Genomic DNA, 19,508 nt, shown 5'->3' with positions numbered 1-19,508 from the left:
CACGCCTACGCGCCGCCGGGCCGGCTGGCCGCCGCGCGGTCGGCCAGTTCACGTACCAGGGCCGTGGTGCCCACCGTGAGCTGGTCGCGGATCCAGTTGACCGACGAGGTCCACTGCCGGCTGAAGCCGGGGACCTCCTCGAGCCGCTCCCAGATCGGCAGCAGCCGCGGGTCCACCCGGGCGCCGGGCAGCCACAGGTGCAGCAGGTGCTCCAGCACCGGTCGGAGCTGGTCGATGTGCTGCTGCGCGGGCACGCTGCGAGCGACCGCGGTCTCCACCACGGCGGACAGGACGGTGAGCAACCAGTCGTGCAGGGCGAGATCCTCGCACAGGCCGGCCACCGCGGTCGGCACGTCCTGCGGACTGACGACGAGTTCGACCGTCCGCAGGGTGGGCGATTCCACAGTCACCGTCGCGCGGCCCGTCGCGTCCGGCTCCGGATCGACCTGCGCGGTCCAGCGCAGTCGGGTCCGCGCCGCGCGGAGCGGCGGGCGTCGGTCCAGCAGGTCGGACATCTGCACGATGTCGAGCGTTCGACCGGTGATCGCTTCCAGGTTCAACACGTCCGCGGCCGAGCCCTGGCGGAAGCCCGCGGCCAGGTCGGTGGGGTCGAGTTGGCCGACCGTCTCCAGCACCCCGGGATTGGCCAGGTAGTGCGACCACGGCCGACGGCGCGTGCCGCCGACGACCTGGACGATCGAGGACGCCTGCCCGATCCGGCCGCCCGTGACGATCGCCCGGGTGACCACCGCGCCGACCCCGCGTAGCTGCCGGTTCCTGGCGCTGGGTAGCCAGCAGTCCACTCCGGTGCGGAGATCCGGCGACACCGCGTACAGGGACGGGCGCCGGGAGGTGAGCACGTCCTCGCCCTGCACCAGGTTCAACACCTCGCAGGTCTGCTCCTGCACCAGGGCGGTGCTGTTCTGCAGCAGGCCGGTGTGCACCTCACCCATCGTGAGCATCGCTACCTCCGCCCGTCCGACCCGGCGAATACCGAGTGTCGGTCACCTGGCTCAGCCTGCGGCTCAGCGCCGGATCTGCCAACGACGGTCGACGGCGATGTTAGGTGTGGTCTCGTCTCCGCGGCGGGCCAGGCAGATGTACGACCGGGAGATCAGGGCGAGAGCGACGGTGCCCGTCCAGACCCAGGTGAGCCAGGACGGGGCGAGGCTGATCGCCGCGGCTCCGGCCAGCGGGGCGGCCGCGGTGACCAGGGACAGCGACCGCGTCCAGCCGCTCTGCCGGAACCGCGCGGAGATCGTGAAGGCCGACCGGTCGTACAGGAGGAGCGCCGCGGAGAAGAGCAGGGCCGCCAACAGCGCGGCCGTCAGCGAGGAGGTCACCTCGGCGAAGGTCACCGGTAGCGAAACCAGAAACGGGAAGACACCCCCGAACTCGGACAGCACATTGCCCCATTTGGCGTACCGCCCGAAGCTGTTCGTGCGTAGCCGGGCCAGTTCACCCGAGGTGTTCGCGTAGATGATCAGGGACGAGGTGGTGGCCAGGGCCGCGCCCATCAGCAGGATGCGTACCGCGTCCGGGAACGTGGCGTAGGCGAAGGAGAGGCCCAGCAGGAAGGTTATCGAGGCGAGGATGCCGCTGGCGAACGCGACGCTGGCGTTTGTCTCGTCCGACTGGAGCGCACCCAGGTCGTCCTTCTCGAAGCGCGAGATCTCGAACGCCGGCCCGCTGGGCAGCCACAGCAGGGCGGTGATCTGGTACGACTCCGACGCGAGCAGCGCGGACCACTGGACCGCACCGTTCACCGGCACGATGAACCGGTCGTCGGGGTCGACGTACTCGACCCGGGATTTGTACTGGCAGTAGAACCGGTCCTTGCCCGGGCCGAAGTAGTCCGGCATGAGCGTGCGCACCACGAAGCCCCGGGACAGCAGGAGACCGAGCATCGCCAGGTTCTGCGGGCTCGTGACCGTGGACACGGACGGCAGGTCGCGACGCTCCGGCGCCCAACCGGAATCGAGCATGTCGTCCAGCAACGCGGCCCCGAACCCCTGGCCACGGCGGTCGGGATGCACGCCCAACGCGCCGATGTAGAGGTGGTGCATGGACGGCGTTTCCCGGCGGAGGAACCCGACGACCCGACCGTCGAGGCGGACGACCCGGACGCGGCCCTCGCGTACGGCGTTCTCGATCTCGCCCGGGGCGGCGGGCTTCTGGGTCTCGTCGTCGGGCGGAAAGCAGGCCTCGTCCAGAGCGACGAGTTCGGCGATCTCCGCCTCCGTCGCGTCATGGATGCTCGCCCCGGTGCTCCGAGGCCGACTCCCGGCGCTGCCTGTCGTCACCCCACCATTGTGGACTGTCGGTTCAACCCCCCACACCGTGGGTAACTGACGATCTTCCGACCGTTGCGGGTCTGCTGACCGCGCTCACGCCCACCCCCCGGCCGGCCCCGTCACCGCTTCCCGTTCTGCCTGAGGGCTTCCTCGAGTTGGTCCTCCAGGATGATGATCCGGCAGGCGGCCTCCAGGGCGGTGCCCTGGTCGACCATCTCGCGGGCCCGGGCGGCCAGCCGCAGCTGGTAGCGGGAGTAGCGGCGGTGCCCGCCGCCGGAGCGGTGCGGGTTGATCAGTTTTGCCTCGTCCAGGCGGCGCAGGAAGTCCTGCGTGGCGCCGAGCATCTCCGCGGCCTGGCCGATGGTGTAGGCCGGGTAGTTCTCATCGCCGAACATGTCGTCGGGCTGCTGCCCCATGTCACCTCCACGTCGAGGGCCCCGGCGCTTGTGCGCCGGGGCCCAGGGTTACGGGTCAGAACACCTACTGCCGACGGGAACGTCGGCTTGTCGTGTCCGCGCCAGCCGTCAGGGACGGCTTCGGGCGCGAGGATCGCGTATGCGTGACCGGAGACCACCTCTCGTTCGATGGAAACTGCGGTGTCCGCCCGGCCTGACGTGGCGGCCGTGGGCGGGCGATCCAACGGTGTACGGCCCTCCCTTTCCTCTGCTTACCTTCGGCACGTGCTGTCGTACGGCCCGCCGGTGTCGGAGCCCACGCGACTTCATGGCCCCGGCACGCGCGGCGAGCATCAGGTGCAGCCCCGAAAAGAGCCCTGACTCCACCTGCACTTCGCCGTCCGTCATGACCTCACGGCCGGACGGCCCGTCCACGTCTTGACGGATCTTCTCTCTCGACTCGAGGAAGAGTATGCCACGCCCTGGAGGATGTCTAGTCCCGTCAGCCCAGGTTTTCTGGTTCCCGCCCCCGACGTTCTTCGCCGGGGGCGGGGGGCGCCCCGCAGGGATCGGCGTCGACCGTCACTGCCGCAGCGCGGTCGCGGCCGGGGTCCAGGTCGACTCGTCCCGGACATCGGCGACCGTGATCCCCTTGGCGATCTTCTCCAGCTCGGTCGAGGGCAACGTGTCGCCGAGGCCGGTGGCAGTGACCTGGAGGACGACGCTGCCGTCGGCGCTCCAGACGTTGCAGAAGTCGCCGATCGCGAGTCCCGCTTCCCGCGCCCGCTGCTTGGGCACCTGTTGACACCTCGTCGTGCCGGGCTCCGGTGACTGGTTCGCGCTGGTGCGCGGCAGGACGAAGATGTGGAAGCCGTCCCTGATGCCACCCTCGACCGCGTCGTACGGCGCGGTCAGCCCCGAGGTGGGCGGGGCCGGCCGGGCGTACGTCGCGCCGCCGTAGTCACCGGCGCGGGCGGTGGCGATGCCGATCAGGCCGGGCATGGCGTGCGTGCCGGTCTGCAACGGCAGGTAGCCGGCCGGCACGTAGCCCACCGTGAACGGCACCAGGGCCGGCGTCGGCCGGCCGGGCTTCAGCCCGTCGACCAGGCCGGCCAGATCCGCGAAGCTCGGCGTGGCCTTGTCGCTGGAGAACGACGTCACGGCCGCCCACGCGTTGTCGGCGTACTCCCAGGCGAACAGCTTGTTGCCCGCGTCGATCGGATTCTTCGGGTCCAGGTCGACCGGCAGCGTCGCCTGCACCGCCCGGTGCCCGGCCACGGTGACCTTCCTGCCGTTCCGGATCCCGTCGGGGTCGAAGGCGCCCGGCCGGTAGACGGTCAGGTACGCCCACAGGGACGGTTTCCCTCCGGCGGCCTTCTTCCGGTCCCCGAGGACGTCCCCCGACGCCTCGGCCTCCGCCGCCGTCATGGGCTTGTCGTTCGAGGTGTGGCGGTCGGAGTAGACGGAGGCGATCTGGTAGGCGGTCGACGTGGCGATCGGGTCCTGCACGTGCAGCGTGCCGGCGTCGTACCCCGTGAAGGTGAAGGTGAACGGCGCGGCGGCGGGCCAGACGGCCCCGGCCGGCCGGGACGCCGCCGCGGCGGCCGGGGCCGGCGGGCCGGGGGTGTCCCGCCCGGCACCCAGGGTCGGCAGCGTGAACGCGCCGGCGACCGCGACCACGACGAGACCGGCCGCGCCGGCCGACGCGAACCCGGCCCGGCGCCGCCGCTCGGCCCGCCGCCCCGCCGCGACGATGTCGTCGGCGGTGCGGCGCATCGGCGGCTCGTCGCCCGTCACGGCGTCCACCAGGTCATGCAACTGCATTGGTCCACTCCTCCATCGGCTTCCCGGTGAGTTCGATGTGTTCGCCGCCGAGTGACTCGCGCAGCTTCGCCAGGCCACGGGAGACCTGACTCTTGGCCGTGCCCACGGTGCAGCCGAGGACGCCGGCCGTGTCCTCCAGGCTCAGGTCCAGGTAGTGCCGGAGCACGACCGCGGCCCGCTGCCGGGCCGGCACGGCGTCGAGCGCCGCGCGCAGGCGCATCCGCTCGTCGGTCGCGCCGGCCGGGTCCCCCAGCGCGATCTCCGGCACGGCGTCGCCGGCCGACCGCTCGCGCCGCCAGGGACGGCGGGTCTCGTCGACCGCGGCCCGGTAGACCATGGTCTTGACGTAGAGATCGGGCCGGTCCAGCTTCCGCCAGCGGGGGTAGAGCTTGACCAGCGCGTTGGCCACGGCATCCTCCGCCGCGTGCCAGTCCCCGCAGGTCATGTACGCCAGCTTGCGCAGCGCCGCCATCTGCGACGTCACGAACTCGCGGAACGCTTGCTCGTCTTCGGCTCTCACGTCGACTGCCTCCTCATGACGGAGGTAGAACGGAGCCACCCACCCGGGACGTTGCACGGTTCGGAGAAGTAGTTGTGCGGATGCCCCGGGAGCAGGTGTCAGCGGTCGGCGCGGCACCCGAGGAGCAGGCGGGCCACCATGTCCTGGGCGTGCGCGCGCTCGTAGCCCGGGCCGAGGATGCACAGGTTCCCCACCGCGCGCATGAGCGTGTACGCGGTCACCTCGGGGTCGATCTCCCCGGCCGCCACGCCTGCGTCGATCAGCGAGGCGCAGGCCGGGACGAGTTCGTCGAGCATCAGCGTGTGCAGGGTGAGCAGGCTCGGGTCCTCGGACTGGAGGGCGACCCCGAGGCCGTGTTTGGTCACCAGGAACTCCACGAACGCGTCGATCCAGCGCGTCAGCGCCTCGCCGGGGGCGATGGGCTCCTGTCGCAGCGTGGCGGCCAGCGCGACGCATTCCTCGATCTGGTGACGGTAGACGGCGGTGACCAGGTCGGCGCGGCTCGGGAAGTGCCGGTAGACAGTGCCCAGGCCCACGCCCGCGCGGCCGGCGATGTCCCGGATCGGTGCCTGCACCCCCTGCTCCACGAACACGGCCGCGGCGGCGGCCAGCAGGGCCTCGCGGTTGCGCCGTACGCCTGCCTGACGCGCGCCGAGCGACTCGGTCACCGCTCCCCCTCCTTGTTGGCGGAACATGGTTCCGCTAGTGTTGTTGGCGGAACCATGTTCCGCTTGATTGTGACAGACCCCCTTGAGAAGGCAGGCGCCACCATGCCCATCGGCCAACCCACGACCCTGGTCGCCTCGGTCAAGCCCATCCCGGTCCCCACCACCGGCCGCGACATCGACCTCCAGGTCAAGGTCACCGCGCCGGTCTCCGGCACCAACCTTCCCGTGATCGTCTTCTCCCACGGCAACGCCTGGTCGATGGACGGGTACGGACCGCTCGTCGACCGTTGGGCCGGCGCCGGGTTCGTCGTCGTCCAACCCACCCACCTCGACTCCCGCCGGCACGGCATCGGGTTCGACGACCCGAGATTCGGCACCATCTGGCGCGCCCGGATCGCCGACCTGCACGCCGTCCTCGACCACCTCGACGGAGTGCTCGACCAGGCCCGGGCCGCCGGGCTGCGGGCGAGCGTCGACCACGACCGGATCGCCGTCGTCGGGCACTCCTGGGGCGGCCAGACCGCCGGCACCCTGCTCGGCGCCCGCGTCCTCGACGCCGACGGCACACCCGGCGAGGACTTCTCCCACCCCGCGGTCAGGGCGGGCGCGCTCATCGCGGCGACCGGCACCGGCGACACGCTCACCCCGTTCGCCGTCGAACACCTGCCGTTCATGCGGCCGGACTACTCCACCATGGCCACCCCGGCCCTCGTCGTCGCCGGCGACAGAGACCAGTCGGCGATGTCCACCCGGGGGCCGGACTGGTTCACCGACGCCTACCACCTCAGCCCCGCGCCCAAGAGCCTGCTCACCATCGCCGAGGGCCAGCACACCCTGGGCGGCGTCGCCGGTGAGAAGGTCGCCGAGACCACCGACGAGGACCCGGCCCGCGTCGCCCTCGTCGCGGACGCGGTCTCGGCCTACCTGCTCGACGCCTTCGACCTCGACAGCACCGCCTGGAAGGCGCTCAGCGAACACGCCGTGACCGGTGACGGCACCTACCGCGTCGAGCACCGGTAGGCGGAGAGGCCCAGCCCGGTCACGGCTCCAGCGGCGGGTCCGGTGCCGGTATCCGGTCGAGCCGATCCTGGAGCTGCCGGGCCTGCGACTCGTCGCCGATCTCCCGATGCACCGCCACCGCCCGGCGCAGGTCGACCACGGCGGCCACCGGGTCACCCAGGCCGAGGAACGCGTCGGCGCGGTCGACAAGCGCCCACGCCACCATCCGCTGGAGCCGGAGTCGTTCGGCCAGGTCCAGGGCGCCGTCGACGAGGTGCTTCGCCTCGCTCCACCGGCCGTGTCGCCGGTGGAGCCGGGCGGTCATGCGGGCCGCCATCACGTCGGCGATCTGTGCGACCTGCTCCGACGGGGCGGTCTCCGGGCTGCGGACGACCGCGGTCACCTCCTGGTAGGCGGCGACCGCCTCGTCGTCGCGCTCCAGCCCGCCCAGGCTCTGGCCGATGCTGAGCAGCGCCTGCGGGAGCCCGTCCCAGTCCCGGGCCTGGCGGAACCGGTCGGCGGACCCGCGAGCGTATTCGAGGGCGTCCGCGTAGCGTCCGGCCTCCAGCCGGGCCCAGGCGCAGTAGAAGCGGGCCCACCCCTGCTGGCGGGCGTCGCCGACCCGGCCGGCGCACTCGGCAGCGCGTTCGGCGTGTCGGAAGCCGACGTCGAACTCGCCCCGGCAGGCGATGTGCGCCCAGGCGAGGTAACCGAGGTGGACGGCACGCAGGTGGTCGTCGTCGAGCCGGTCGGCGGCCTCGACGGAGAGCGCGAAGACCTCGTGCCAGTGCCCCCAGTGCGGCCACAGGTCGGAGAACCAGTGCAGCGACTCGGCGACGTCGACGACCCGCCGGTGCGGCCCGGCCGCGGCGGCCTGGACCAGGGCGGGCAGCCAGTTCTCGGCCTCGGCCTGGAGCCAGTCGCGGGCCGCGTCGGCGGTGTCGAACCCGACCAGCCGGGTGGCGTCCGGCGGCGGTGCGCCGAAGCCCGGTTCGTACCAGCGGCCGGCGACGACGGTGGTGTCCAGCAGCCAGTCGACCATCCGGCGGCGGGCGGCACGCCGGTCGTCGGCGGACTCCTCCTGCCGCAGTTCCAGGTCGGCGTAGAGCCGCAGCAGGTCGTGCAGGGAGTACCGGTCGTCGGCGCCGTGTTGCAGCAGGCCCAGGTCGATCAGCTCGTCGAGGGCGTCCTCGGTGCCGACGAGGGACTCCTCGGCGAGCACGGCGGCCAGCTCGGCCCCGGTGGACGGGCCCGGCACCAGCGCGAGCCGGCGGAACAGCCGCCGGCCCACCCCGGACAACTGCTGGTACGACAGTCGGAACGCCGCCTTGACCTGGAGGTCGCCGGCGGTCAGGGCGTCCAGCCGGCGCTCCTCGGCGCTGAGCCGGTCGGCCAGGTCGCCGACCGTCCACGCCGGGCGGCTGGCCAGGCGGTTGCCGGCAATCCGCAGGGCGAGCGGAGTGTTCGCGCAGAGCCGGGCGAGCCGGTCCAGCCCGACGGCCCGTTCCGGCGGGCCGGCGACGATCCCGGCCAGCAACGTGACGGCGGCGGCGTCGGGCAGTGGGCCGAGCGGGATCCGGTGGACGCCCTCCAACCCGCTCAGGGTGCGGCGGCTGGTCACCAACACGGCCGCCGGCCCGGTGCCGGGGAGCACGGGTCGCACCTGCCCGTCGCCGGCGGCGTTGTCGAGCACCACGACGACCCGTCGGCCGTCGACCCGCGTCCGCCACAGGGCGGAGAGCTCGTCCAGGTCGTGCGGGACCGCCCCGACCGACGGGTCGATCGCGTGGATCAGCCGTTCCAGCACCTGGGCCGCGGTCAACGGCCGGTCGTCGAGCCCACGCAGGTCGACGAAGAACCGCCCGTCCGGCATCGCGTCGGCCAACTCCGTCGCGGCCTGCACGGCCAGCGACGTCTTGCCCATCCCTGGCGCGCCGCTGAGCAGCACCACCGGCGCGGGGTCACCGGGACCCGCCGCGGTGAGCCGGGCACGGATCGCGGCCAGTTCGTCCCGGCGGCCGGCGAAGTCGGTAACCCGCCGCGGGAGCGGACACCGGCCCCGGGTGACCGGCCCGGCGCTGCGGCGACGGCCCGCCCGTGCCGCCGCGGCCAACTCCGAGCGGTCGTCGGCCCCGAGACCCAGCGCGTCGGCGATGGCCTGCACGGTACGGGCCTGCGGCCCCTGACTGACGCCGCGTTCCATGTCGCTGATGGCCCGGTCGCTGACGCCGGACCGCTCGGCGAGCTGTTCCAGCGTCAGGTCGGCGGCGAGCCGCAGCTCCCGCAGCCGGGGCCCGAACGCGATCTCACCGTCGGTCACCGGAGCCTCCCTGACCTGCTGCTCTGACCGGATCAAGTGTTCCACGTTCGCGTGGCGACGAGCGCCGCGGGCGTACTTCTGCATGTCTTCTTCGTGGTGTGCCGGGGTCCCGGCCGGTTGACTCGGTGAGGCGACGGACCGGCGGCATCGGGGGTGCCGGACCGCAGCGAACACCTCGACCCCCGCTCCGGAAGGACACCCACATGCCCTACGTCAAGGTCGGCGAAGAGAACAGCGCGGACATCGACATCTACTACGAGGACCACGGCAGCGGCCCGGCCGTCGTGCTGATCCACGGCTACCCGCTCAGCGGGGCGTCCTGGGAGAAGCAGACCCGGGAACTGCTCGCCGCCGGCCACCGGGTGGTCACCTACGACCGGCGCGGGTTCGGCCGGTCGAGCCAGCCGACCGTCGGGTACGACTACGACACGTTCGCCGGGGATCTGAACACCCTGTTGGAGCACCTCGACCTGCGCGACATCATCCTGGTCGGCTTCTCGATGGGCACCGGTGAGGTGACCCGCTACCTCGGCGCGTACGGTTCCGGGCGGGTCCGCAAGGCGGTGCTGATGGGCGCGATCCCGCCGTTCCTGCTCAAGACCGACGACAACCCGGACGGCGTCGACCGGCAGGTGTTCGAGGACATCAAGGCGGCGGTGATCGCCGACCGGCCGGCCTACTTCAAGGACTTCCTGGACAACTTCTACAACGTCGACGTGCTCGGCGGCGCCCGGATCAGCGAGCAGGCGTGGCAGAACAGCTTCATCACCGCGGTCGGCGCCTCGGCCTACGCGGCGTACGCCTGCGTCGACTCCTGGCTGACCGACTTCCGGGACGACGTGGCGAAGATCGACGTGCCGACGTTGCTGCTGCACGGCGACGCGGACCGGATCCTGCCCATCGACGCCACCGCCAACCGGCTGCCGGGGCTGATCGCCGACCTGCGCTTCGAGGTCATCCCGGGCGGCCCGCACAACATCGCCTGGACGCACCCGGAGCTGGTCAACCGCTACCTGCTCGAATTCATCGCGGCCTGAGCCCGCGGGGCACGCCATGAGCCGCGCCACGGGGGCGGCCCCGTCCGGGTCGACCCCCGTGCGCGTCGAGTGGCGGCGGAGGAGCCGCGCGACTCAACGCGGCGACGATTCCTGGCCGGCCAGCACGACCAGTTCGGACGCGCGCGCCGACAGCGCCGTCCGCGCCCCGTCGAGCCAGACGTCGTAGCCCACGGGTGGACCCGGCGACCCCCACCGGGCACCCGTGATCGTGGCCGTGCGTCCCCGGTGGGAGTCGGAGAGCAGACGGACCCGGGTGCCGGGGGCGTGCCCGTCCTCGGCGACGATGAGCAGCGCGTCCAGGATCTGCCGGACACCCGCGACCGGCAGCTCCGCCACATACGGCTCCCCCGCGTATCCCTCGCGCGGGCTCACCATGGCACGGAAGAGTGCGGCGTGCCGGATCGCTTCCTGACGGATCTGCCAGTCGGCGCTGCGCTCGGCCGCGGCCAACGCGCTGTCGATCACGGACCAGAGCACCGCCGGCTCCCGGTCGAGCAGCCGGCGGGCCTCGCGGTCCAGGTCGGCGCAGGCCGTGTCGAGCGCGGTTTCCTCGCCCATCTCGGAGACCCAGGCCAGGTCGCCCACCTCGGGCAGTAGCCCCGGCGACTCGGCCGCGACGACGAGGTACGCCATCGCGAGCAGCTCCCGGCGACCCTCGCCGTGATACAGCGGGCCTACCCCGGTGCCCTTCGGCCCCCGAGTGGGCGGGAAACGCTCGACGAGATGGTGGGCACGGCCGTCCGGCAGCGCCCCGGCCCGCCGGGTGTCCGCCACCCGCTCCTCGAACGACCGCCGCTCGCGGCGTTCGACGAGCATCTGCCGGTGGGCGTCGGAGCCAGCCGGATAGATCGTGCGCCCGTAGCTGGAAAGCGTCTCACCGGGCTGGAGCCCGACCGCCTCGAGTTGCCGGGCGGCCACCGAGTAGGCGACTCCGGACCGGGCGGCCTGCTCTCGGATCGCCCGCTTGCGGGCACGCCCGGGACGGGGGGTGTGACGCGGATTCGGATCGGACATGGGGCCTCCGGTGCAGTCCCACGCCCTCCACCGAACGGCGGCGTGGCGGGCACGCCGGACACTCGACACGACAGCGCGGAGTCGGAGACCCTTGGCCCCGGGCATGTGAGCAGGCGTGGACTGTCACATCGGGCGCGGGCAGGCGCTCTGCCCACCGCCAGGATATCGCGACGCAGCCGCCGTCCCCAGCCGACGCGGGCCGGCGGTCGTGCCCGCCGAGGGCCCGGTGCGGAGAGTCGTCCTCCGCACCGGGCCCCGTCGCGCGGGTCAGGCAGCCGCGCAGGTGGCCGTCGAGCCCGGGCCGGTGCCGGTGCCCTGGAAGCCGAAGTTGGTCGACTGCCCGGCGCCGACGTGCCCGTTGTAGCTCACGTTGGTGAACCGAACGGTGCCGCTGGTGCCGCTGGCCTGGGCGCTCCAGACGCCGGTGGTCGCGGCGCCGCCGGGCAGCGTGATGGTCACGGTCCAGCCGTTGAGGTCCGCCGAGCCGGCGGTGACCGTCACGCTCGCGGTGAAGCCGCCGGCCCACTGGTTGAGCGACACCGACGCGGAGCAGCCGTTACCGTTCGGCGGAGGCGTGGTCGGCGGCGCGGTGGTCGGGGGCGCCGTGGTCGGCGGGGCCGTGGTGGGCGGCGCGGTCGTCGGCGGCGTGGTGGTCGGGGGGTTGGGTGCGCCGTTGGCCAGGCTGAAGGCCAGGTCGGGCTGGAACGAACCGGCCGTGTAGCGGCAGCCGTCCGCCTCGCCCGGCGGCTTCACCCACAGGTACGCGTCGATGTTGGCGTCGTTGGTGGCGGTGGTCGGGTACGTCCCGATGCGCCGGTCGGTGTTGTCGTCGCCGCACCAGTCCCCGCTGGCGCCGCCGTTGCGGCTGGTGTCGATGACCTGGCGCTTGCCGGAGATGCCCATGCCGTTGAGGGCGGAGATGACGCCCCGGCCGAAGTTCGCCTCGCTGGAGGTGGGGTTGAAGTTCGACACGTTGGTGAAGAAGCCGTCGGCGTACTGCACGCCGGCGTTCCGGAGCCGGTTGGCGGTCTCGTTCGCGCTGTTCCAGGTGGAGTGACCGCCGTCGAGGTACACCTTGGCGTTGGGGTTGGCCGACTTGATGGTCCGGGTGGCGGTCGAGATCGCCTGGTTGCGGGCGTTGAGCTCGCCGCTGCTCAGGCACGTCTGGAGCGCCAGCGAGTCGGTCTCCAGGATGATCAGGACCGTCTGGTTGCCCAGCCCGCGGGCGAAGTTGGACACCCACGTCTGGTACTGGTTGAGGTCCGGCGCGCCGCCCGCGCTGGCCCCGCCGCAGTCCCGGTTGGTGATCTCGTAGACCGAGAGCACCGGGATCTGCTGCGCGGCGTTGGCGGCGCCGACGAACCCGGAAACCTCGGACTGGATGGTCGACGGGTTGAAGTTGGCGAACCAGCGGGCCTGCGGCTGACTCGCGATCTTGTCGCGGATGACGGCGGCCCGCGAGTCGCCGGGGTTGGCGGCGACCCAGCGGACGACCGCCGAACTCGGGTCGCGGTAGAGCGAGCCGGACACCGTGCCGGCGGACGCGTCGCCGATGGTGAGGCTGACGCCGGCGGCCGTGACGGCCGCGACGGCCGCGACGCCGAGGGCCGCGGATCTGCGGCGCAGCGGGGAGAGGATAGCCACGACGTGTTTCCTCCTGATCACATAGATGTATCTAAGTTCATGGGAGCGTTCCCATGAAGGTAGCGGAGTGTGGCACCGCTGCCAAGACGGGAAACACGTCGATGGGCGGATCCGCGACGTTCGCGGACCCGCCCATCGGCCGACACCTCACCCGGCGAAGTAGTCCTCCACCTCCGGACTCTCCTTGTCGCGGTGGACCCCGGCCTTGCACCCGGCGAACGGGCCCGCCGGGTCCCGCAACGACGACATCACCGGATTGAGGTGGTCGCGGTGCCAGGACGCCGGGCCGGACAGCCCGCCCCCCACCCCGGTCAGCTCCTGCCAGGCCAACCAGAGGCCGTGCAGGAGGGCGACCGCCTCGGCGTGTTCCCACCAGCGCGGGCACCACGGCGCCCGCGAGGTGACCTCCCGCCCGTAGATCGGGAGCAGCAGGTGCTCCACCCAGACGGCCAACCCGGCCAGCGCGGCGTCGTACTCGTCGCCGTCCAGGTGCACGATGAACGGCGACCGGCGGGCCGGCGGGGGCGGGGGCGGCGCGGGCAGCTCCGGCGCGCGGTCGACGTCGACGACTGCTTCGGTCATGTGGTCCCTCTCCATCTCGCGCGGTGGCTACTTGCGCCGCGCCGGCTCCTTGCCCTTCCCCTTCGCCTCGACGTTGGTGTAGGCCGACGTCCGGGTGGAGGTGGCCGACTCGACCGGAGGGACCCGGGCCACCTCACCGCCGGCCACGCGCCGATGGGACGCCTCGTTGTAGATCGCCCGGACCTGGTTGTTCACCGGCCCCTGGAGGCCGGCGCTGTTCAGCGTGCCGATCATCTCGGCGGCCACGCTCTCGTTGTGCTGGTGCGGCGTCGCCTGGACGTACTCCACCCGCCGGTCGACGTAGTCCGCCCAGCCGGGAGTGTTCTGGATGCCCGTGTCACGGGTGGACGCCGAGCGCACCTCGTCCCAGTTGGCGGAGATGGTGTCCGCCTGCCGGGCGTAGGACGCGCGGAGCTCCGGCGCGTCGGCGTCGGTGCCGGGCAGGTGGAAGTTGGCCCCGTAGAGGTCGCGGTCGACCGGGTGCTGGTAGACGTTGTTCGCGTCCTCGTGGTGCATCTCGTGGTCGAACGTCGCCTGCGCGGTGTACCCGGGCGTGCCGGACTGCGGGTAGTAGGAGTAGGTGGGGTCGTAGGTGACCGTGTTGGGCCCGGACTGGTTCGGCACCCACTGGGCCGACTGGCCGTCGTCCTGCGCCTGGAACTGGGGCCTGTCGACGTTCTGCGCGGCGGTGTCGCGGATCTGCGCCGTCTCCGAGTCGGAACTGGACGGGTCCGACGGTGCCCGGCCCCCGCTCACCTCCCGCTGCCGCTGGTCGTACTTCAGCCGTTGCATCTTGATGCTCTGGCCGTCCTTGTCCTTCTTGTTCTTCTTGTCCTTCGATCCCATCGCACCGTCCCTCTCATCCGCTCGGTCCGGCCCGCCTTGCCCGGTGCCGGACGATCGACGCCCCCCATGACGCGGCGACCCCGGCTCCGGTTCACCGCCGCCTCCGGAAAACCGGGCCCGAACGGCGCGGGCGCCGCTGAACTACCCTCGCCGCCGTGGAGACCGCAGAGATCGAGGCACCCGTCGTCGGCGTCACCGTCTATCCGGACCGGGCCCGGGTCACCCGCCGCGGCAGCGTGCGGCTGCCCGCCGGTGACCATCGGGTACGCGTCGCGCCACTCCCGCTCGGCCTGCGACGCGACTCGGTCCGGGTCGGCGGCCGGGGCGCGGCCACCGTGCTCGGCGTCGACGTGACCACGTGGCGGCAGGCCCGCAGCACCGACCCGCAGGTGGCCGGTCTGGAGCAGCGCCGCCGCGACCTGGCCGACGAGCTGGCCGGGACCGAGGACGCGGACGGCATCGAGGAGCAGCGCGAGCAGTTCCTCACCCGGCTGGCCGAGCGCGCCGGCGGCACGTACGCCAGGGCGCTGGCCGCCGGCGACGCCGCGCCGACCGACGTGGCGGCCTTCACCGACTCGCTCGCCGGTCAGCTCGCCGACTCCCGGGCCCGGCGTCGCGGGCTGAACCGGCGTCGGACCGAGCTGGCCGAGGAACTGGCCGCGGTCGAACGCGACCTGAGCGCCGCGCAGGACAAGCGGGCACCGGACCGGCTGGCCGCCGAGGTGACCGTCGCGGTGACGGCCGACGACGCCGAGGTCGAGCTGGAACTGAGCTACCTGGTGGACGGCGCGCGCTGGACGCCCTCCTACGATCTGCGGCTGCTCGAGGACACCATGACCGTCACCTGGTTCGGGCTGGTCAGCCAGAGCACCGGGGAGGACTGGCCGGCGTGCGAGGTGCGGCTCTCCACCGCCCGGCCGGCGGCGTCTGCCGGCGTACCCGAGCTTTCGCCCTGGTATCTCGACCGGTTCCGGCCGGCGATACCGCGCGCGATGTCGGCGGACATGCCGGCGCCGCCGGCTCCCGGCGCGGCGCCGGCCGGCGGCGGTCCGGCCCGGTCCGCGGCGCCCAAGCCGCGCCTGCGGGAGAGCGTCGCGGAGGTCGAGCAGGGGGTCAGCGCGGCCACCTACCGGCCGGCCCGGCCCGTGGCGGTGCCGGCCGACGGCAGCGCGCACCGGGCCACCATCGCGGTGCTGGAGCTGCCGGCCCGGCTGGACCACGTGACCGTGCCGGTCCGCGCCGCCGAGGCCCACCTGCGGGCGACGGTACGCAACACGTCGGCGCACACGCTGCTCCCCGGCCCGGCGGCGGTGTTCCACGGCACCGACTTCGTCGCGGCGACCCGGCTGCCGACGTGGGCGCCCGGCGAGGAGACCGAACTGGCGCTCGGGGTGGACGACCGGCTGCGGGTGGAGCGGAAGCTGCACCGGCGCACCGAGACGAAGGCGACGCTCGGGTCGACCCGGCGGCGGGAGGTGGAGTACCTGATCACCGTTGCCAACCACACGCCGCGACCGGCGACGGTCGAGGTACGCGACCAACTGCCGGTCTCCCGCGACGAGACGGTGGTGGTACGCGAGACGGCGGTGGCGCCGCAGCCGGCGGAGCGTACCGAGCTGGGCGAGTTGACCTGGCGGTTGTCGCTGGCACCGGGCGACCGCGGGGAGATCACGCTGGGCTTCCGGGTGGAGCTCGCCAAGGGTGTCGAGGTGACCGGCTGGCGGGAGTAGCCGTTAGGCGGGGCCCCTTGTTATGCAGAATGCGTTAACAAGGGGCCCCGCCTTGCACGTCAGTGGCGGCGGCGTCCGTACGCCCCGGCGGCGATGTACACGCCGGCCGCGGCGAAGAGCACCTGGAGCAGCAGTTCGATCCAGTCGATGCCGGCCGTGTCGTCCACGCCGAACAGGCCGGCCACGAGGGTGCCCAGGATCGCGGCGACGACACCGATGAGCAGGGTGAGCCAGATCGGGATGTTCTGCTTGCCCGGCACCACCAGGCGGCCCAGCGCACCGATGATGAGGCCGATGATGATCGCGGTGAGGAAACCGGTAACTTCCACGGGAGCCGTCCTGTTCTTCCGATGGGCTGACGTCTCGTTCGGTGCCCCGCCCGACCCGTCGCCGAAACGCGAGTCGCGTTTCTTCACGGAACTGTCATGGCCCCACCCCCGTGGGGCCGGCCCAGGTCAGGGCCAGAGAAGCTGCGCCACGATCAACGCGCCGACCACGTCCGGTCCCCGGACCACCTGCCGGATGAGATCGACCGGGATCATTCCGACAGGGGTGTCCACGGCGACGCCGCCGTACGTCATCGGCGGCCGGGTGGCGGCCCGGTAGGCAGCGGCCACGGTGCCGAGCACCAGCAGCCCGTCGAGCACGCCGACGCCGGCGCGCACCATCGGCAGGGACACCGCGTACCAGATCAGCACGGACACCGCCGGCACCACCAGGTGCGCCAGGTTGAGCACGGTGTCCCCGCCGCCCAGCGAGCGGCGCAGGCCGGCGGAACGCCCGACGGCACGTAGGCCACCGGTCAACCGGCCGACCGCCAGGAACCCGAGGACCACCTGCGCCGGGCCGGCCAGCGTGGGCAGCGCCACCGCGACCGCGTACAGGGTGAGCAGCAGGGCCACCCAGACCACGAGCGCGCTGGGGTGGCGGACCGGCCGCCACAGCTCGGCCTGCACCAGCACGCCGAACCGGCCGAGCGGGCGGAACCGGCGACTCGACACCACGCCGATCGACCGCCAACGGCGGCTCTCCACCAGACCGGTGAGGAACGACGGGTCGAGCAGCAGCGCGGCACCGGCCGCCGCGTCCGCCACCTGGGCGCCGCTGACCAGGGACGCTCGGTCCACCGACGGCAGCGCCCGGTACGCCCGGAGGACGGCCACCACGACCGCTGGCACCGCCGCGGACCCGAGCGCCCAGCCGAGGGACGCCGTCGGCGGCGGCACGGAGAACCCGGTCAGGTGACCCGCGACCAGCGCGGCCGCCACCACGGCGGCGGCGGCGAACAGCCCTCCGTCGAGGAACCGGGCCCACCCGGCCCGGCGCGGGCTGCCCTGCGCGACGACCGCCGACGCCACGGCCAGCGTGCCGCAGGCGGCCCCGGCCACGGCCGAGCCGGCGAGGTCGGTCACGCCGCCGGCGCCGGTCGCCACCGCCGCGGCCAGACCGACCAGGCCACCGCCGGCGACCGCCGCGAACAGCAGCACGACGAAGCGGGGCAACAGCCAGCCCCGCCGGTCGACCGGCGAGCTGACCACCCAGGACTGCCCGGCCGGCGACACCACCAGCGGGCCCACCGCCCGCAGGCCCCGCCAGGCGAGCCCGGCGACGGCCAGGGCGGCGGCGACCCCGAGCCAGTACCGGTCCCCCGGATCGCCCTGCCGGCCCGACGGCGACCCCAGGTAGTCGCGTACCTCGCTCACCAGCGCCCAGCCGTACATGCCGGCGAAGAGCACGAGGACGTAGGCGTCGGTGAGCACGTCACCGAGCGACACCGTCCGGTGGCGTCGCCGGGTCCGCCGCAGCCGGCGCCGGAGCCGACGCGCGTCGGGCGGGCTGCCCGGCCGGACGCCGAGTTCCGTGCTCACGCACCGCCGCCGATCTCGAGCCGGTCGTCCGCGGTCGCCGCCGCCAGCTCGGCGTCGTGCGTCGCCATCAACACGGCCGTGCCCGCCCGCTTCTCGCGCAGCAGCCGGTCGGCCAGCCACGCCCGGCCCCGGGCGTCGAGGCGCTGCTCCGGCTCGTCCAGCACGAGCAGGCGGCGGGGGCGGACGAAACACGAGGCCAGCGCCAGCCGCCGGCGCTGCCCGCTGGACAGCGTCGAGGGCAACTGGTCGCGGGCGCGCTCCAACCCCAGCTCGGCGATCACCTCGGCCACCGTCGCACCGGAGCCGCCATGGGCGTACGCGACGAGTTCGAGGTGCTCCACGACGGACAGGTCCGGAAAGAAGTCGATGTCGTCAAGCGCGGCGGCCAGCAGGGCGCGCGTCCGGGCATCGGTCTCGTAGCAGCGCCGGCCGTCGAGCAGCACCTCGCCCGCGTCGGGGCGGTCCGCGCCCACCACGCAGCGCAGCAGCGTGGTCTTCCCGCTGCCGTTCGGCCCGACCACCACGGCGAGCCGGCCGGCGGCCAGGCCGAAGGACACGTCATCCAGCACGGTCAACTGTCCGAACCGCCGGGTCAGGCCGCGTACCGTGAGCATGTCCACGACTCCACACTGTGGCACAGCGGCGCAGCCGTCCCCCCGGTGGCACAGCGGCGCAGCCGGTCCGGCGCGCCTCAGCGCCGGTGCGCGTCCTCCCGGTCGATCCGCAGTTCCCGCTCCAACTCGGCGACGACCGTACGCAGGTCGTCCAGGCGCTGGCTGATGGCGATCCGGTCCACCTCGTCCGGCACCCCGTCGCCGTCGGAGTCGTAGTCCGGCGCCAGCCCCTCGGTCATCTCCAGCCGGCGGGCCTCCTCCATCGAGTTGACGATGACGGCGATGAGGATGTTCAGCAGCAGGTTGACCGCGATCATCACGAAGCTGACGTAGTAGAGCAGCGTCCACGGCGACACCTCCAGGCCCTGTTCGAGCAGGTCGGGCAGCGTCTCCAGGGAGAGCAGCACGAAGAGCGTCACCAGCGAGCGGCCGATGTCGCCGTACTGCTCGGGATAGCGGTCGCCGAAGATCAGCCAGCCGGCCATGCCGTAGACGTAGAGCGTGACGCCGGCCAGCGCCAGGAACGCCGCCACGCCGGGCAGGCTGCGCCACAGCGCCGTGACGATGGTGCGCAGGCCGGGCGAGAAGCGGACCAGCCGCAGTACCCGGGCCACCCGCACGAAGCGCAGCACGGCCGGGTCGCCGTGCAGCCACGGAATGAAGATCGCGACGGTCACCAGCAGGTCGAACACGTTCCAGCCGTGCCGGAGGAAGTCCTGCGGCCGGCGCCCGTACGCGAGCACCCGGACGGCGATCTCCACGACGAAGACCACCCGGAACACCCACTCGATGCCGCGCAGCACCGCCGCCGTGGCATCCGGATGCGGGTACGTCTCGATGCCCAGCACCACGCCGTTGGCCATGATGAGCACGACGATCGCGACCTCGAACGGCCGGGACGCGACGATCCGGGCACATCGGGCCGCCAGTCCCCGTTCCGCGCCGCCGGGACGGCGCGCCCCCCGCTGGGCCGGCACGTCGCTCCGCCGGTCAACCATTCCGACACCCTATGGGTTAACGTCGGCGGATGATCCCGGCGACCGCCTTCGCGCAGTGGATCACACCCGGCCTCCCGCTCTACGGCAACGATCCCGACCGGGCCGACTTCGCTCCCTGAGGCGCGCGACGCAGC

18 protein-coding genes are annotated in these 19,508 nt (G+C 72.9%); 3 read left to right on the top strand and 15 right to left on the bottom strand.

Annotation, left to right across the window (positions count from 1 at the left end; genetic code table 11):
* Positions 1-5: 5 nt before the first annotated feature.
* The 6 genes from C8054_RS01620 to C8054_RS01595 form a co-directional block, all read right to left on the bottom strand.
* The gene (locus C8054_RS01620) at positions 6-962 is read right to left on the bottom strand and encodes an SCO2521 family protein (protein WP_107154858.1); all 957 of its coding nucleotides are present in this window, start codon (positions 960-962) and stop codon (positions 6-8) included.
* Between the two features lie 63 nt (positions 963-1,025).
* Complete coding sequence (locus C8054_RS01615) at positions 1,026-2,303, bottom strand: GNAT family N-acetyltransferase (RefSeq protein WP_158273776.1); 1,278 nt, start codon at positions 2,301-2,303, stop codon at positions 1,026-1,028.
* 110 nt (positions 2,304-2,413) lie between these two features.
* Entirely contained in the window at positions 2,414-2,710 is a 297-nt protein-coding gene (locus tag C8054_RS01610) for a helix-turn-helix domain-containing protein (protein ID WP_107154856.1), read from the bottom strand.
* Between the two features lie 561 nt (positions 2,711-3,271).
* Positions 3,272-4,513: a hypothetical protein gene (locus tag C8054_RS01605; RefSeq protein ID WP_107154855.1), complete on the bottom strand. Its 1,242-nt coding sequence runs from the start codon at positions 4,511-4,513 to the stop codon at positions 3,272-3,274.
* A complete protein-coding gene (locus tag C8054_RS01600) occupies positions 4,500-5,033 on the bottom strand; it encodes a SigE family RNA polymerase sigma factor (RefSeq protein ID WP_107154854.1) in 534 nt (177 codons plus the stop codon). Before C8054_RS01600 ends, C8054_RS01605 begins: the two co-directional genes overlap by 14 nt.
* A gap of 98 nt (positions 5,034-5,131) precedes the next feature.
* Positions 5,132-5,701, bottom strand: coding sequence for a TetR/AcrR family transcriptional regulator (locus C8054_RS01595; protein ID WP_233219418.1), 570 nt, complete (start codon positions 5,699-5,701; stop codon positions 5,132-5,134).
* A gap of 102 nt (positions 5,702-5,803) precedes the next feature.
* Between C8054_RS01595 and C8054_RS01590 the strand changes: the two genes are divergently transcribed.
* Entirely contained in the window at positions 5,804-6,721 is a 918-nt protein-coding gene (locus tag C8054_RS01590; protein ID WP_107154852.1) for an alpha/beta fold hydrolase, read from the top strand.
* Between the two features lie 19 nt (positions 6,722-6,740).
* Here the strand turns inward: C8054_RS01590 and C8054_RS01585 are convergent, their stop codons facing one another.
* Positions 6,741-9,020: a helix-turn-helix domain-containing protein gene (locus C8054_RS01585; protein ID WP_158273775.1), complete on the bottom strand. Its 2,280-nt coding sequence runs from the start codon at positions 9,018-9,020 to the stop codon at positions 6,741-6,743.
* Between the two features lie 203 nt (positions 9,021-9,223).
* Here C8054_RS01585 and C8054_RS01580 point away from each other — a divergent pair, with 203 nt between their 5' ends.
* On the top strand, positions 9,224-10,057 hold the full coding sequence (locus C8054_RS01580) for an alpha/beta fold hydrolase (protein WP_107154850.1): 834 nt from the start codon (positions 9,224-9,226) through the stop codon (positions 10,055-10,057).
* A gap of 93 nt (positions 10,058-10,150) precedes the next feature.
* Here the strand turns inward: C8054_RS01580 and C8054_RS01575 are convergent, their stop codons facing one another.
* The 4 genes from C8054_RS01575 to C8054_RS01560 all read right to left on the bottom strand — a co-directional run bounded on the left by C8054_RS01575 (position 10,151) and on the right by C8054_RS01560 (position 14,164).
* Positions 10,151-11,092 (bottom strand): hypothetical protein, encoded by a 942-nt coding sequence (locus C8054_RS01575; protein WP_146179832.1) that lies wholly within the window; start codon positions 11,090-11,092, stop codon positions 10,151-10,153.
* Positions 11,093-11,359: 267 nt separating this feature from the next.
* A complete protein-coding gene (locus C8054_RS01570; protein ID WP_107154848.1) occupies positions 11,360-12,736 on the bottom strand; it encodes a glycoside hydrolase family 6 protein in 1,377 nt (458 codons plus the stop codon).
* 147 nt (positions 12,737-12,883) lie between these two features.
* Positions 12,884-13,318 (bottom strand): DUF4913 domain-containing protein, encoded by a 435-nt coding sequence (locus C8054_RS01565; protein WP_107154847.1) that lies wholly within the window; start codon positions 13,316-13,318, stop codon positions 12,884-12,886.
* A 27-nt stretch (positions 13,319-13,345) separates the two neighbouring features.
* Positions 13,346-14,164 (bottom strand): hypothetical protein, encoded by an 819-nt coding sequence (locus tag C8054_RS01560; protein WP_107154846.1) that lies wholly within the window; start codon positions 14,162-14,164, stop codon positions 13,346-13,348.
* A gap of 155 nt (positions 14,165-14,319) precedes the next feature.
* Here C8054_RS01560 and C8054_RS01555 point away from each other — a divergent pair, with 155 nt between their 5' ends.
* Positions 14,320-15,894, top strand: a complete 1,575-nt coding sequence (locus C8054_RS01555) for a mucoidy inhibitor MuiA family protein (protein ID WP_107154845.1) — start codon at positions 14,320-14,322, stop codon at positions 15,892-15,894.
* A 59-nt stretch (positions 15,895-15,953) separates the two neighbouring features.
* On the opposite strand, the gene C8054_RS01550 is transcribed toward C8054_RS01555, so the two are convergent.
* The 4 genes from C8054_RS01550 to C8054_RS01535 form a co-directional block, all read right to left on the bottom strand.
* Positions 15,954-16,223 (bottom strand): GlsB/YeaQ/YmgE family stress response membrane protein, encoded by a 270-nt coding sequence (locus C8054_RS01550; RefSeq protein ID WP_107154844.1) that lies wholly within the window; start codon positions 16,221-16,223, stop codon positions 15,954-15,956.
* A gap of 126 nt (positions 16,224-16,349) precedes the next feature.
* Complete coding sequence (locus C8054_RS01545) at positions 16,350-17,762, bottom strand: DUF6297 family protein (RefSeq protein ID WP_107154843.1); 1,413 nt, start codon at positions 17,760-17,762, stop codon at positions 16,350-16,352.
* Positions 17,759-18,376 (bottom strand): ABC transporter ATP-binding protein, encoded by a 618-nt coding sequence (locus C8054_RS01540; protein ID WP_107154945.1) that lies wholly within the window; start codon positions 18,374-18,376, stop codon positions 17,759-17,761. The genes C8054_RS01545 and C8054_RS01540 overlap by 4 nt, the downstream gene beginning before the upstream one ends.
* Positions 18,377-18,453: 77 nt before the next feature.
* Positions 18,454-19,374: an ion transporter gene (locus C8054_RS01535; protein WP_107154842.1), complete on the bottom strand. Its 921-nt coding sequence runs from the start codon at positions 19,372-19,374 to the stop codon at positions 18,454-18,456.
* Between the last annotated feature and the right edge of the window lie 134 nt (positions 19,375-19,508).

It is taken from the genome of Micromonospora sp. RP3T, assembly GCF_003027925.1.
Classification (GTDB): domain Bacteria; phylum Actinomycetota; class Actinomycetes; order Mycobacteriales; family Micromonosporaceae; genus Micromonospora.
This window is presented reverse-complemented; position numbering and strand designations above follow the sequence as displayed.

Bases quoted from the DNA above. Each gene is read 5' to 3' on its own strand.
- C8054_RS01620 (WP_107154858.1), bottom strand. From the start codon at position 962: ATGCTCACGATGGGTGAGGTGCACACCGGCCTGCTGCAGAACAGCACC.
- C8054_RS01610 (WP_107154856.1), bottom strand. From the start codon at position 2,710: ATGGGGCAGCAGCCCGACGACATGTTCGGCGATGAGAACTACCCGGCC.
- C8054_RS01605 (WP_107154855.1), bottom strand. From the start codon at position 4,513: ATGCAGTTGCATGACCTGGTGGACGCCGTGACGGGCGACGAGCCGCCG.
- C8054_RS01590 (WP_107154852.1), top strand. From the start codon at position 5,804: ATGCCCATCGGCCAACCCACGACCCTGGTCGCCTCGGTCAAGCCCATC.
- C8054_RS01580 (WP_107154850.1), top strand. From the start codon at position 9,224: ATGCCCTACGTCAAGGTCGGCGAAGAGAACAGCGCGGACATCGACATC.
- C8054_RS01575 (WP_146179832.1), bottom strand. From the start codon at position 11,092: ATGTCCGATCCGAATCCGCGTCACACCCCCCGTCCCGGGCGTGCCCGC.
- C8054_RS01565 (WP_107154847.1), bottom strand. From the start codon at position 13,318: ATGACCGAAGCAGTCGTCGACGTCGACCGCGCGCCGGAGCTGCCCGCG.
- C8054_RS01560 (WP_107154846.1), bottom strand. From the start codon at position 14,164: ATGGGATCGAAGGACAAGAAGAACAAGAAGGACAAGGACGGCCAGAGC.
- C8054_RS01540 (WP_107154945.1), bottom strand. From the start codon at position 18,376: ATGCTCACGGTACGCGGCCTGACCCGGCGGTTCGGACAGTTGACCGTG.
- C8054_RS01535 (WP_107154842.1), bottom strand. From the start codon at position 19,374: ATGGTTGACCGGCGGAGCGACGTGCCGGCCCAGCGGGGGGCGCGCCGT.